Genomic DNA, 12,770 nt, shown 5'->3' with positions numbered 1-12,770 from the left:
GATCGATGCGGAATTCGAAGGAGGCTTCCCGTGGGACTACTTGACGGCAAGACCGCTCTCGTCACCGGCGGCGGCACCGGTATCGGCCTGGCCAGTGCCGAACGGCTGGCGGCCGAGGGCGCGCACGTGTTCATCACCGGCCGGCGCAAGACCGAACTCGACGCGGCCGTCGAAGCGATCGGTTCAGCGGCCACCGCGGTGACCGGCGACATCTCCGACCCGGCCGACCTGGACCGGCTCTACGACACGATCCGCAGCCACGGGCGGGGCCTGGACGTCCTGTTCGCGAATGCCGCCACCGCCGCGTTCGTGCCGCTTGAGCAGGTCACCGAGGAGCACTTCGACACCGTCTTCGGCGTCAACGTCCGAGGCACGCTGTTCACCGTTCAGAAGGCGCTGCCCCTGCTCAACGACGGCGCCTCGATAGTCCTGAACGGCTCCACCACGGTGGACTCCGGCCAGGAGGCGTTCGGGGTGTACGCGGCGACCAAGGCCGCCGTCCGCTCGTTCGCCCGGACCTGGGCCAACGAACTCAAGGGACGCGGCATCCGGGTCAACACCGTCACACCCGGCCCGACCGATACCCCCGGCTTGTCCGGGCTCGTCCCCGACCCGGAGCAGGCCGCCGGCTTGAGGCAGCAACTGGCCGCACACGTGCCGCTGGGCCGGCTCGGGCGCCCGGACGAGATCGCCGCCGCCGTGGCCTTCCTCGCCTCCGAGCAGAGCAGCTTCATCACGGGTTCGAGCCTGTACGTCGACGGCGGCCTGAACCAGATCTGAGGCCCGTGGCCGCCCATCCGGCGAGGATGGCGGCGCCCGGCCGGCCGGGCTCGCTCAGGGCGAGCGAGCCCGGCGGCCTCGATCACCGGGCGGCGGCCGGGCGTGCGACCGTCCGTGATGACGGCGCCACCCGGGCCGGCCAACGGGGCGCCGGCCCGCCGGCCCGCATGACGCCGGCAGCTCAGGCCGCCGGACGACGGGAGCCGCTCTGGCCTACCCCCGCCGGCCGGACGTCCCGCCCCCGGTCGCGGAGCAGCCAGGCCCGTTCGGCGGCCGCCCAGGTGGTCGTGGTGACGAGGTAGAGCCCGGCCGCGAGCGGCACCACCGCCGCGGTGATGAGGGTGCCGAAGGACAGCAGCGGCAGCGCCTTGGCCATTCCGGCCATGCCGGGCACGGCCGGAATGCCGCTCTCGGCTGCGGCAGCGGCGCCCGGCACGCCCGCCGCCATGGCCCGGCGGGCGCGGAGGTACGTCCAGGTGGCCACGGCAGCGATCAGCGCGAACAGCCCGGCGTAGACGATGCCTTGCGCACCGAGGGGGCCGCCGTCGCGGAGGGCGTCGGCCCAGTGGCCGCCGAGCGGTGCGGCGAACAGCCGGTCACCCAGCAGTTCGTTGGCGCGCCCGCCGATCTCGGAGGCGGAGAAGAGCCGGTACATCACGAAGAAGACGGGGAGCTGGAGCAGCATCGGCAGGCAGCCGGCCACCGGTGAGGTGCCCTCGCGGGCGTAGAGGTCGGCCGTCGCCCGCTGCAGCCGCTCCGGGTCGCGGCCGTGCTTCCGGCGCAGTTCGGCGACGCGCGGCGCGAGCCGGGCCCGCGCCTTCTCGCCGCGGACGGCGGCGCGGGTCAGCGGGTGCAGGGCGAGCCGTACGCCCAGGGTGAAGAGGACGATCGCGGCGGCGGTGGCCGATGCCGCGAAGAGGGGTTCGAGGAGCCTCGCGAGCTGCGAGACGAGTGCTGCGAAGACGGACATGAATGAGCCCTCCCGGGTCTCGTCGTGCCGAGGAACGGGTGTCGGCGTGACGAGCCATGCAGGCGGACCACCGCCCCGCAGAGCCCTGTTGGGGGCATGCGGGCGTGGCGGCGGCTGCCTAGCCGGCCGTCGGGAGGAGACGGCCGGGTGCCCTGGGCCGCGGGCGGCCGGAGGCGTCGGGATCGCGCTGGGGCAGGAAGGCGGTACGGCGCTCGCGGTCGCGGAGCGCGGTCCGTACCCGGGTGGGCGGTACGGGACGGGCACTGCGGGCGGCGAGGACGGCGCAGACGAGCAGGGCCGCACCGGCCGCCGCGGTGGCGGTGGCGGTCGCGGCGAAGGAGACGGCACCGGCGAGGGCGCCTTCGGCGAGGCCACCGGGCGCGAGCAGCAGCCCGGAGAGCCCGGAGAGGAGGACAAGCAGCACGCCGAGGTGCGTGCGCGTGGCAGCCCTGAGGCCCATACCGCCGCTCCCCCCTCTCGCTGCCCGGTCGGCGATCGCCGACCGCCGATCGCCGGGGTGACAGCCCCGGCACTGTGATGCTAACCCGCAACCGGCGCGCGAAAGCGGGTGGATGACGAGTGCCAACAGACGGGCGCCACCCCGGACCGGACGGAGGCACCGCCACGGCAAGGCCCGGCATCACCGCGCACCATCGCCGCCGCGACACCGCTACCGTCGCCTCGGCCACCCGGAACCACGGCGGTACGGCGTGAGGGCCGCGCCCCGTCAGCGGGCCAGCGGGCCAGCGGGCCAGCCGATCAGCGGGTCAGCGCGAACCCGGCGAGCAAGACGCCGACCACGCTGACCGCGAGGAAGGCGAGATGCCCGCGCGGGGCCTTGAGATGGTCCGTGGCCTCACCCCTGCGCCACTGCTCGTACACCTCTTTGAACAGCTTCCGTTGGGGGAGCAGGCCGAGCGTCAGGCCGATATGGGCGCACGAGTACATGACGAGTGCCCCGGTCAGATCGATGCCCTGCGCCCGGCAGACGACGATCAGGCCCGCGCCGCCGACGACCATGGTCACCGGGTAGGCGATGCGGAACTGCCGCAGGGGGATCCAGCTGCCCAGGAGGCAACTGGACAGGACGGTGGACGCCGCGGCCAGCAGCCACAGCCATCCCATGGGTACGGACGCGAGCATGGGGTGCCCTTCTGTGCCGGGGCCGGGGACCGGCCTGGTGAGCCGGTCCCGCACGGCCCGGATCGGCAACCGGCGGCCGTCCGTTGACCATCGGAAAGGAATGCCAGCGTACTGGCGGCACGAGAGAGGACATCGCCGCCGAACTGCGTGACCCGCTCGGCAACGGGCAACACCACCACTCGACCCCGCCCTGTGATTCAGATCACACTCCTGCCCGTCGTATGGATTACCCAGCTCCCGCGTATCCCTGACGCAAGACCAAACAGCACAAGCGTCAACAAACAGCAGGAGTCGGGACATGAACCTCACCAGCACACGATCCGCCCTGGCCGGCATCGCCGCCACCACGACCGCGGTCGCGGCCCTGACCCTCGGCGCCGTCCAGGCCACGGCGGCCCCGGCGTCGGAGTCGCGGGTCGGCGCCGCCCAGGAGGCGGACACGGCCCAGGTGCCCGGCTGGGTGCTGCGCGGCAAGTACTGGCAGTACGGCAACTGCGTGCTCGCGGGCAACGAGGGCGTCCAGCGCGGCCACTGGGACCAGTTCCAGTGCGCCAGCGGCACCCTCCAGTGGGTCCTCTGGACCAACCGCTGAACCCTGCGGCCGGCCCGGCCAACCGCCGCGGCACCGTCCGGCTGATCGCGGACCCGTCACGCAGCGCGGGGGGCCGCATGAAGGGAACCCCACGATCAGCCGGACCAACCACCGCACCGCCCACGGGAACCGGGACGGGCCCACGCCCACAGACGGTCGGGGCGACCCGGCCCTGACGACGCCCCGAGACCGGCCCGCGGCCGGGCGCCCACCGCCACCAGGGCCCCGCCGCGGGCCTCGCCGCGAGCCGGCGTCTCCGGGGCTCGCCACACGTCACCGTTTGTTCGCCAAGACACCGACGTTGACGCGGAGCGGTACGGCGATTCGACCGGAAGAGAGCTCTGGAGCGGGGGCAGCGCGGGGGCGCGCAGCGGGAGCGCACAAGACGCGCGCGTGGGAGCGCGCAAGTAATGATCGGGCGCTGCTGGGCGCTTCGTGCTCCTATTGCCTTCGTCGAGGTATCCAATCACCTCAGAGTTTCAACTGTTTCTTTCTAGTGTGTGGCCAGGCACATGCAGTCCTTGGCCCCCACCTGCATCCGTGTCATCTGCGAAGCACGTCGGCGGACAGGAATGACATGGAACTCAACAAGCAGCACCCGGGCCAACGGCGTGCCCGACTCAGCCTCGATCCACCGACGTGTTTTGAAGTGATGCTCAGGGTCTGCGGGCGGGGTTTTGGGTTGTTGGCCGCGTGTGGGCAGGTGGTATCCGCTGGTATGCCCAGCTTTTCCACGAGTTCGGTTCCGGTTGGGCCCTTGCGGGCGAGGGGGACAGGAGCGTCAGGCCGGTTCAGGTGGGCCGTGGACGGTGTCGAACAGGTGTGTCCAGACGTGCTGCCAGGGCCATCGCTGCGGCAGATGCAGTGCGAGGCGCCGGGCGGACCGGGCGATGCGACCCGGGACGTGGATCAGGTGGTCGCGGATGGTGGCGTTGGTGGCCTTGGCGTGGAAGACCGAGGCCAGTGCGCCCGCTGCCCGCAGCAGGTTGTAGGTCATCGCCCACAGGGTCAGCCAGGCGGCGTTGGCGTTGAACTGTCCCGAGGGCAGATGGGCCAGAGGTCCGGCTTTGCCGTCGGCGATGATCTACTCGATCACCGCATGGTGGCGGTGCTGCCCTTCGGCCTGGAGGGTTTCGAACGAGCTGTCGGTGAAGAACGGGTGGTGGCGCCAGACCGGGAACAGCTCACCCTGTTCGCCCTCGACAGACGGTTTGGCCAGATCACGGACCCGACGCACGATCAGCGTGACCTGTTCGGCCCTATTCCGGCCGGTGAAGGCGGTGTAGGCGGGTATCTCGGCGACTTCCGCGTCATAGATCAGCTCGCCGGTATCGGGATCCACCACGGCACGGGGGTAGCGGATCTGCTGCCACGCGGCCTCGTCGATGGCGGCGATGGCCCGTTTGATGGAGGGGTTCATGCCGGTGGTGAGCGAGAAGTCGGCGTCGGCCCGACGGCAGGCGGCCACCACCCCGGCGTTGTAGAACTGCGAGTCCGCGCGCAGGATCCGTATCCCGGTGCAGCCGGCCTCGACGGCGGTGGCCAGGGCCTCGGTGACGAAGCGCGGTGCACCGCGGGAGTCGGCGGACTTGCCCTGCCGCAGCCGCACGCCGGCGATGATTGGCCGGGCGGTCGGGGTGCAGATCGTGGCCAGCAGGGGGTGCAGGGTGCGCACTCCCCTGAACCGGCCGTACTGGGCACCGTGCTTGGCGCGGCCGTAGACCCGCTTGTGGGTGGAGTCGATGTCGATGAAGGCGACCTGGCCGGCACTGTGCAGCAGCGGGGTGTGTGCGGCGAGCTCGCCGAGGAACTTGCGGTGCACCGCGTGCAGTTGAAGGGCGTGGCCGTGGGTGCAGGAGCGCAGGAACGTGCCCAGCGTGGAAGGGGCACGGATCCCCCGGAAGGCAACCGGCATGGCCCCGTGCCGCAGCCGGCCGGCGTCATCGATGCTGTCCGCACCAGCGCGCATCACCGCCACCAACGACAGCACCTTCGCCGCCGGATTCGCCCCACCGCTGCTGCCCGCAGCCTTGATCCGTATCGCCGCCGCGGCCAGTTCCGGCAACCGCGTCCGCTCCGCCAGCCGGACCACCGGCGCCAGCCCCGCGTCCGCGACCAGATTCGGCTCATCGAACACGGCAGAGACCACCGAAGCGGCATGGGAAGATTGCATCTCGCGGATGTTCTCTCGATCTGTGGATGTGGAACCGTAGGAAGTCCCATCGTCCCAGCTCAGAAGGCATCCGCGCTTTCATGTCCGGCTACCGGACCGACCATTGACCGGTGGATCGAGGCTTAAGGAGTTAAAGCATGGCGTGGGCACGCATTTTTTCTCTTGCCGCTCGCGCAGATCACCGTCACTGGATGGGTATCCTTGGGCATCACCTCACGGCGACCCGCGCACAGGCAGGATGAACGATCTTGAGCAGGTACCTCAGGGCAGAGATTGTCGAGGCCGTCCGTCAAGGAAATGCCGTTTTCGTTACCGGTGCAGGGATTTCCATGCTGGCATCCGAGAGTAATAAGGTCGCCTCTTGGGTAGGTCTCATTGAAAGCGGAATCGAGCTCTGCGCGGACCTGGACCCGACGCTTTCGAGGAAATGGAGATCCCAGAACCTGAAGGCATTGAAGGGTAAGGACGCGTCGGCGATGATCCGCTCGGCGGAATCCGTTCAGCATGAGCTGAACAAATTTCCAGGCCAGTACTATGCCAAATGGCTGAGTGATACCGTCGGAAGCCTTCAGGCTTCAAATCCCGGCATTATTCAGGTGCTTGCCGAATCCGGAGCACCACTCTTTACGACGAATTATGACGGGCTCCTGGAGAGCGTAACCGGTCGGAGTTCGGTAACGTGGCAGGAAATTTCGGACATGCAGAAGGAGATCGGTTCGCCAGGATCTCACATCGTTCACCTCCACGGATACTGGCGGCGGCCGGAAAGTGTGGTATTCGGCTACAAGGATTACGCCGAAATATTGGGGGATGCGAGCGCACAGGCATTCTTGCGGTCGCTCCTCACAGTGAAGTCGGTGATTTTCGTCGGCTTTGGCCAGGGGCTCACCGATCCAAACTTCGCCGCTCTCTGCTCGTGGCTGAGGTCTGTTCTCCCGGAGACCAGTCTTGCTCCTATCGCCCTGGTCAAAGAATCCGAGTTCAAGCAACGGCGGGACGAGTACCTCCCCTGGGGAATCAATGTCATTCCGTACGGCTCCGACTACGACGACCTTGAGATTTTCCTTGCAGATATCACAAGAGAAGCGCGGAAACCAGTGACCTCGGCTGACACAATTTCCCTGGGCTGGGAAACGCTGAGCACGCAACTGGGTCGCCTCCACAGGCGAATCAGTCGAGATTTTCAGCCAGACCTTATCGTGGCCATGTCGGGCCCTGGTAATTTTGCACCTGCATATTGCCTGCGACACTCTGCAGACGACCCCCCCATGTTTTCCGCAGTGACATTTCCACGCCGCCCTGACAGGAGTTGCCACAACACGGCCTTTGCAAAAATGGCTCGAACCGACGGATGGTTCCACTACGAGTCGGAAAAGTGGGATGTTTTTCTACCGAGCCTGATCGGCAAATTCCCAAAGGGTGCCCGCGCCCTGGTGTTCGACGACAGGGTGATCAGCGGCCGCGTACAGACTTGGGTCGCGGACTTGTTGCAGAGCTTTGGCTATGAAGTTCGAAGGGCCGCTCTCGTGGTCCACCCCAAATCTGCTTCAAGCGTACACTTCTACGAACGGGAGATCGAAAGTGACTTCACCTTTCCATGGGGTGGAAAACTCGGGAGAGGCGAGAACGCTCCTTGAGGAAGTCCTCAAGGGTATGACCGCCCTGCAGGAACTCCAACACCTCTACGATGCCGAAATGTGGGGCATCGAATCTCCATCGCATGCAAAGATTCGGCACATCCACCTGCATCTGTCGAAGACGCTCGGAAAGCTGGCCGCCTTTATTGAACCAGCAGACCACCAGGAATACGAAAACCAGGAGGTCGACTATCTTTCCAAAGCCGATGACCTTTCCCCTGTCGTCGCCGATCTTCTGATGCACTGCGCGCAGATCGCAAATCTTGTCCATGGATCCATGGGAGAATTTCTAAAGACTAGGTACACCCAAAATGCCAAGCGGTTCGCTCCCGATTCCGCGTTTTCAAACTTTACTGAACCTCTTTCGTTCTACCTTCGCGCAGAACAGAAGAGTGTAAAAATCGTGGACGATGCGACCGACCCAATTGGCTGAACAGCCGACTCTCCGGACGGACACGGCAGCTGTAGTTCTTGATCACGGTCCCGGTCGGGTGGCGGCAGCACGAGGGCTCGCAGGAGCCGGATGAGCTTGGGGCAGCTCAGCGGGACGAGCGCGGGCTCGTCCTCGGGGGCGTCGTGGACCGCGGTGGCCGTGAGGACAAGGACGGCGGCGGCGATCAGGGAGAACAGTGACCAGCGCGTCCAGGAGTTTCAGCAGGTCACCTGGCCTTGGTCGAGTCCGGTGAAGCCCTTGGCGAGTTGGAAGGATTCCTCGATCCGCCACCTGCGACAGATCACTTCCACCAGAGTGCCGAGCGAGACGTCGCCGGTGCCCAGCAGCGGAAGTAGGACACCTCGCCGGTGTAGCGGTGCCGCCGCGCCACCAGCACACTCGTCCCGGGCTTGTTGATCATTTTGTGGGCCTCTCACCGGCGTCCGGTCCCGTCGATGACCTGGTAGGTGGCGGCGATGCCAACGGTGTAGCCGAGCCCCAGCACCCATATGCCCCGGCGTAGTTCGCGCCCGCAGTACACCTCGTCGCCCGCGAACCAGCGGCCTCCAGCCCGGCGGCAAACGCGGCAGCCTTGATCCGTATCGCCGCCGCGGCCAGTTCCGGCAACCGCGTCCGCTCCGCCAGCCGGACCACCGGCGCCAGCCCCGCGTCCGCAACCAGATTCGGCTCATCGAACACGGCAGAGACCACCGAAGCGGCATGGGAAGATTGCATCTCGCGGATGTTCTCTCGATCTGTGGATGTGGAACCGTAGGAAGTCCCATCGTCCCAGCTCAGAGGGCATCCGCGCTTTCATGTCCGGCTACCGGACCGACCATTGACCGGTGGATCGAGGCTCAGCCTGCGCTGGGTGGAGCTCGTCGTGATCTCGCTGGTGACCGTGGCCACCGGATTCATCGGAGGACGGGTCACCGTGGTCCAGACCCAGCAGGCGGAGACCGCACCGGAGCCCGAGGTGACGGTCACCACCACCCGGACGGTCACCGCATCTCCCACAGCCCCAGCGGAGAACGTCGATGGCGGCGAAGATGGCGTCACCGACCAGGGCGAAGGCAACTCTCAACCCCGCGAGGGAACCGAGACCTTTCTCGCCGATCTCGAACGCGTAAGCGAAAAGGGCTACGTCTCCACCTCGTCCGTCAAAATATCGGGCTCCAATTACCCGAAGAGCGTGCGGCTCGGCTGCGACGATTCAAGCGGTGACCAGATGGTCTACGACGTCAGTGGGTACAAACGGCTGGTCGCGACCGTCGGCATCCCCGCGGACTCCAGCAACGCGATCGGCTCGGTCGGCTCGATCAAGGTCCTCAACGCCCGTGGCAATCAGATCCGGGAAACGGTGAAGGTCCGTTCCAGCACGACGACCGATCTGCAGGTCGACATCACCGGACAGGACCAGGTGTTGATCACCTGTGCACTGGTCACTTCGGGAGACCCGGACCGGCGCTCCTTCACCGGCGCTCTCGGCGACGCCAAGTTACTGGCCTGACAGCTCTTCTCGGCGCACCAGTGATCGTCCTTGCAGAGACGATGGAAGGAATCGACCGTGACCGCCGAGAGAGCCGAAAGGGCGGAGCTGGCAGCCTGTTTCGGACAGGAGGCCGCCGACGCGCTGCTGCGCTGGGCCCGCTCCCGCCCCCGTCCCCTCTCCCTCCGACCGCATCTTCCTATGTGGAAGCCCTCCGGGGCCGGCTACACGGGGGCCGTGCTCCAAGCCATCGAGGTGGGACCACCGAACCGCATCGTGGTCGTCAAGCTGTTGCCCGCGAGGGCACGCGAGAACGAACCCGAGGCGCTCGCGGAGGCGCGCAAGCACTCGCCCCCGAAGTTCTTCGCGGACCACCTCGTGGATGAGGCCTTCCCCGCCCTGGATCTGCCCGACGGACGGCACAGCGATGTTCCAACGGCCCGCGGGGGGTGACCTCAGAGACCATGAACCGCTCGGAAACCTGCGGGAAGGGGAGTTCACCGCGGCAGCGTCGGCCGTGGTGGACGGTCTGCTCACGGAGTGGAACCCAGCGCCCGTCGAGGAGCCGGCAGAGCGGATGGACGCGTCCGACTTCCTACGGGAAGAACTGGAGGACGCAGAGGACGACGAACTACATCACTGGGGACGGCATCTCGGCCTGCTGGACAGCACATCACCCTGGTTCGTCTTCGGTGGTGAACTACTGCCGAACCCCTACCTCGCGGTAGCCGGAAAGCACCCGCGTTTTCGCGACCTGACAATTTCTGTGCTCTGCGGGCTTGTACACAGCGACGCACACCTCGACAACATCTTGGTCGCCAGACACCGCGGCAAGTCCGTCCCGTCGTCCTACCGGCTCATCGATCTGGCCACGTTCCGGAGCAACAAAGCGCTCAGCCGCGATGTGGCGACTCTCCTGCTCTCAGCACTCGTCGCGCACGTACGCGAGCCGATGCCGCAGGAGCAACGCCACGCCCTGTTGTGTTTCGTCGTGGACCCGAAACACGGCCACCTGTCACACATACCTCCGCAGGTCGTCGAACGGGTGGACGCCATCCGGGGCAGGGCCGACGAGATCATGCGGCAACGAGAGTGGCTGCCCTGGAAACAGCAGTTCCTCCTATCCCTACAGGCCGGCGCGCTGGCCTTCACCACCTATACGAACATCGGTGAGCACGGTCGTGCCTGGTTCGCCCTGCTCGCCGCACACGCGGGCGCGCAGGTGCTGCGCGGCCACGGGCGGGCTCTCCCGGCGGCGACCGATGGCATGCCGGGGTCACAGTGGGCGTGGAGGACTCCTTTCGAGAGGATCACTCCCTTTCCGCTGCCCGGCGGCACATCCGCCCCCCGGAGCCGGGCATCAACCGACCAGGTCGGTACCGCGCCGTCGCAGCACCGGTGGTCGGTCCGGACAACGACGGTCGGGGACAAGACGGCGACCGTCGGATTCGGTCCGGACAACACCGTGGTCGTGGTGGACGGCCACGGAGGCGTACACACCGCTGGGCCGATGACGGCACCCCCAAGCAGGCTCGCCTGGAGCATCTCGGCACCTCCGTCTCGGCCACCAGGCGCTCGTGTCGTCGCTAACGCACAGCGTCGCGGTGGCAGAACCACAGAAGCTGCACCTGGTGCACTTCGATGACAACGATCGTGGATTGCCCCCGGCCGCCCCCGTCTCCCTCGGCCGGAACGAATTCCTGGTCACGAGCGGCGGCGATGTGCTGGCCACCCACGACCACAAGCGCCTGGTCCTCCGGGACTTCGAACGAGGGAGTGCGCTCGGCACCCTGCCCGTCCCGAGGAAACTGGCCGCTTCGGCGATCAGTGCGGACGGTTCGGTGATCGTTCTCGCGACGGGCTCCTCGTGGCGGGTCTCAATGACGCCGGCACCGTGGAGCTACAGGGCGTTCACTGATCCTCCCCTCGCTCCGGTGTTCCCGGGGAGCCGGCAAAGGCAGGCTGCATGCCGCCGGTGACGCCGGGGCATGCCAAGGTGCGGCCGCCGTGCCGAACCTCGCCTGGGGAGCCCGGATCCGCCGTCGCTACGCGATCGCCGTTCAGCTCGGCCTCGTCGTCTGGTGCACGGTGGGTGCGGTGGTCGGTGTGGTGACCCAGGTGTCACTGACCGATCTGCTGCTGCAGTGGTTCGTACCGTCCCTGGGGCTTCTCCTGCTCGGTATCGACACCTACCGCTCGCAGTTGGACACCGTCACCGCTCGCGAGCGCGTTCAGCAGAGCGTCTCCGAGCGGATCAAGGAGTACGCAAACCGCGGCGCACAGGAGTCCGAGACGCCGGGCCTGCTGGTCCTGGCCCGCCAGGTGCAGGACGTGCTGCTCCAGACGCGGTTGACCCAAGCGCGTGTGCCGGACTGGTTCTTCAACAGGTTCCACGCCACGGACCGGGCGGACTTCGCCGTCTCCATGGGGGAACTCAGCAGGATCGCGGCTCCCTTCACCCCGCGACTCCAGGAGTGAGGGCTGCGGGTGGCCCCGGTCACCTGAGCCCTGAAAGGGCGGGCTCAGTCCCTTCGCCTCACGGCCTGCCTGGCCGCAAGCGCCGGGATCGCCGCGATCGTCTCCATCTGCAGGCGGTCCCACAGAAGCCCCTCAGGCCGGTGCGGGGCCGGGCAGGTGATGGTGGCGTCCGGAGTGACGATGAGATCCACACCGGCGTCGTGATCACCGGCCGGTATCGGCCCGTCCACGACCTGGAGGGAATGTACCGTGGTCACGACGACCGTCTCGCCGGTGATGAGCCCGGCCTCGGTCAGCAGGGCGGACTCCAGATCGCAGTAGCCCGCGCCCTTCCCGGTCCGCACGCCCTCCCGGTTCACCGCGACGCTGCCGAGAACCACGAGATCGATCGGCAGCATCTCGTCCACCTCGACCGTGGGCGCCACGGCCGCGGCCGTACGACCGGCGGGACGGGCAGGAGACCCACGACGATGCCCGCGCCGGCGGAGATCCGGCCTGCCGGCACACAATGGTGCCGTGCCCGCGATCCCCTCCTCCACCGCCGTCTCGGCCCGCATGAGTCGCCAGGCCAGCCGGGACACCGCACCCGAGGTGGCCGTGCGGCGGCTCTTGTACGCGGCCGGGCACCGGTACCGCCTGCACCGGAAGGTGCCCGGGCATCCCCGCCGCACGATCGACATCGCCTTCCCCGGCCCCAAGGTCGCCGTCTTCCTCGACGGCTGCTTCTGGCACGGCTGTCCGCAGCACGCCACACACCCCAAGGCCAACGCCGAGTGGTGGCGGAAGAAGCTCGAAGGCAACATCACACGCGACCGCGAGACCACCGAGTCCCTGAAGACGGACGGCTGGACGGTCCTCCGCTTCTGGGAGCACGAGGACCCGGTGGCCGTGGCCGACCGGGTGGCGGCGGCGGTCGTCGCGGCCCGCGAGAGCCGCTGAGCCGACGCCCGTCCACCGGCGGTCCCCACCGGCAGGTCCGGCCTGTGGAAGGTTCCGCCCTTCCCGCCGTGGGCCCAGCAGATCCCGTCCCTGAGGTGTGCTTTTCCCGCAATCCCCTACATCGTTGCCAGAGGCA

16 protein-coding genes are annotated in these 12,770 nt (G+C 67.6%); 10 read left to right on the top strand and 6 right to left on the bottom strand.

All coding sequences use genetic code 11. From position 1 onward, the window contains the following. Positions 1-30 precede the first annotated feature (30 nt). Positions 31-780: an SDR family NAD(P)-dependent oxidoreductase gene (locus E4N63_RS20615; RefSeq protein ID WP_230241404.1), complete on the top strand. Its 750-nt coding sequence runs from the start codon at positions 31-33 to the stop codon at positions 778-780. 181 nt (positions 781-961) lie between these two features. On the opposite strand, the gene E4N63_RS20610 is transcribed toward E4N63_RS20615, so the two are convergent. From E4N63_RS20610 to E4N63_RS20600, 3 genes are all read right to left on the bottom strand, one after another. Next, positions 962-1,750 (bottom strand): YidC/Oxa1 family membrane protein insertase, encoded by a 789-nt coding sequence (locus tag E4N63_RS20610; protein WP_230241403.1) that lies wholly within the window; start codon positions 1,748-1,750, stop codon positions 962-964. A gap of 118 nt (positions 1,751-1,868) precedes the next feature. After that, a complete protein-coding gene (locus E4N63_RS20605; protein WP_230241402.1) occupies positions 1,869-2,210 on the bottom strand; it encodes a DUF6412 domain-containing protein in 342 nt (113 codons plus the stop codon). A 299-nt stretch (positions 2,211-2,509) separates the two neighbouring features. Further along, positions 2,510-2,893 (bottom strand): hypothetical protein, encoded by a 384-nt coding sequence (locus E4N63_RS20600; RefSeq protein ID WP_230241401.1) that lies wholly within the window; start codon positions 2,891-2,893, stop codon positions 2,510-2,512. Positions 2,894-3,191: 298 nt separating this feature from the next. Between E4N63_RS20600 and E4N63_RS20595 the strand changes: the two genes are divergently transcribed. Further along, the gene (locus E4N63_RS20595) at positions 3,192-3,485 is read left to right on the top strand and encodes a hypothetical protein (protein WP_230241400.1); all 294 of its coding nucleotides are present in this window, start codon (positions 3,192-3,194) and stop codon (positions 3,483-3,485) included. 781 nt (positions 3,486-4,266) lie between these two features. On the opposite strand, the gene E4N63_RS31570 is transcribed toward E4N63_RS20595, so the two are convergent. Together E4N63_RS31570 and E4N63_RS20590 are read right to left on the bottom strand one after the other, a co-directional pair. Continuing rightward, positions 4,267-4,533 (bottom strand): transposase, encoded by a 267-nt coding sequence (locus E4N63_RS31570; RefSeq protein WP_374112882.1) that lies wholly within the window; start codon positions 4,531-4,533, stop codon positions 4,267-4,269. 36 nt (positions 4,534-4,569) lie between these two features. Continuing rightward, entirely contained in the window at positions 4,570-5,658 is a 1,089-nt protein-coding gene (locus tag E4N63_RS20590) for a transposase (RefSeq protein WP_374112807.1), read from the bottom strand. Positions 5,659-5,906: 248 nt separating this feature from the next. Here E4N63_RS20590 and E4N63_RS20585 point away from each other — a divergent pair, with 248 nt between their 5' ends. The 7 genes from E4N63_RS20585 (at position 5,907) to E4N63_RS20555 (ending at position 11,695) form a co-directional block, all read left to right on the top strand. After that, a complete protein-coding gene (locus E4N63_RS20585) occupies positions 5,907-7,295 on the top strand; it encodes an SIR2 family protein (protein ID WP_230241399.1) in 1,389 nt (462 codons plus the stop codon). 16 nt (positions 7,296-7,311) lie between these two features. Next, entirely contained in the window at positions 7,312-7,728 is a 417-nt protein-coding gene (locus E4N63_RS20580; RefSeq protein WP_230241398.1) for a hypothetical protein, read from the top strand. Positions 7,729-8,599: 871 nt separating this feature from the next. Further along, entirely contained in the window at positions 8,600-9,238 is a 639-nt protein-coding gene (locus E4N63_RS20575; protein WP_230241397.1) for a hypothetical protein, read from the top strand. A gap of 57 nt (positions 9,239-9,295) precedes the next feature. Next, positions 9,296-9,670 carry a hypothetical protein gene (locus tag E4N63_RS20570; protein WP_230241396.1) on the top strand — a complete coding sequence of 125 codons (375 nt, stop codon included), beginning with the start codon at positions 9,296-9,298 and terminating at the stop codon, positions 9,668-9,670. Continuing rightward, positions 9,645-10,862, top strand: a complete 1,218-nt coding sequence (locus E4N63_RS20565) for a hypothetical protein (protein ID WP_230241395.1) — start codon at positions 9,645-9,647, stop codon at positions 10,860-10,862. The genes E4N63_RS20570 and E4N63_RS20565 overlap by 26 nt, the downstream gene beginning before the upstream one ends. Next, the gene (locus tag E4N63_RS20560) at positions 10,849-11,196 is read left to right on the top strand and encodes a hypothetical protein (protein ID WP_230241394.1); all 348 of its coding nucleotides are present in this window, start codon (positions 10,849-10,851) and stop codon (positions 11,194-11,196) included. The genes E4N63_RS20565 and E4N63_RS20560 overlap by 14 nt, the downstream gene beginning before the upstream one ends. A gap of 28 nt (positions 11,197-11,224) precedes the next feature. Beyond that, positions 11,225-11,695, top strand: coding sequence for an S-4TM family putative pore-forming effector (locus E4N63_RS20555; protein ID WP_230241393.1), 471 nt, complete (start codon positions 11,225-11,227; stop codon positions 11,693-11,695). 44 nt (positions 11,696-11,739) lie between these two features. Here E4N63_RS20555 and E4N63_RS20550 read toward each other — a convergent pair whose 3' ends face one another. Beyond that, the gene (locus tag E4N63_RS20550; RefSeq protein ID WP_308188725.1) at positions 11,740-12,120 is read right to left on the bottom strand and encodes a 5-formyltetrahydrofolate cyclo-ligase; all 381 of its coding nucleotides are present in this window, start codon (positions 12,118-12,120) and stop codon (positions 11,740-11,742) included. 130 nt (positions 12,121-12,250) lie between these two features. Between E4N63_RS20550 and E4N63_RS20545 the strand changes: the two genes are divergently transcribed. Next, a complete protein-coding gene (locus E4N63_RS20545) occupies positions 12,251-12,634 on the top strand; it encodes a very short patch repair endonuclease (RefSeq protein WP_230241392.1) in 384 nt (127 codons plus the stop codon). The last annotated feature ends 136 nt before the right edge of the window (positions 12,635-12,770 follow it).

Source organism: Streptomyces sp. MNU89, from assembly GCF_020982505.1.
In the GTDB taxonomy this organism is placed as follows: Bacteria; Actinomycetota; Actinomycetes; order Streptomycetales; family Streptomycetaceae; genus Streptomyces; species Streptomyces xinghaiensis.
This window is presented reverse-complemented; position numbering and strand designations above follow the sequence as displayed.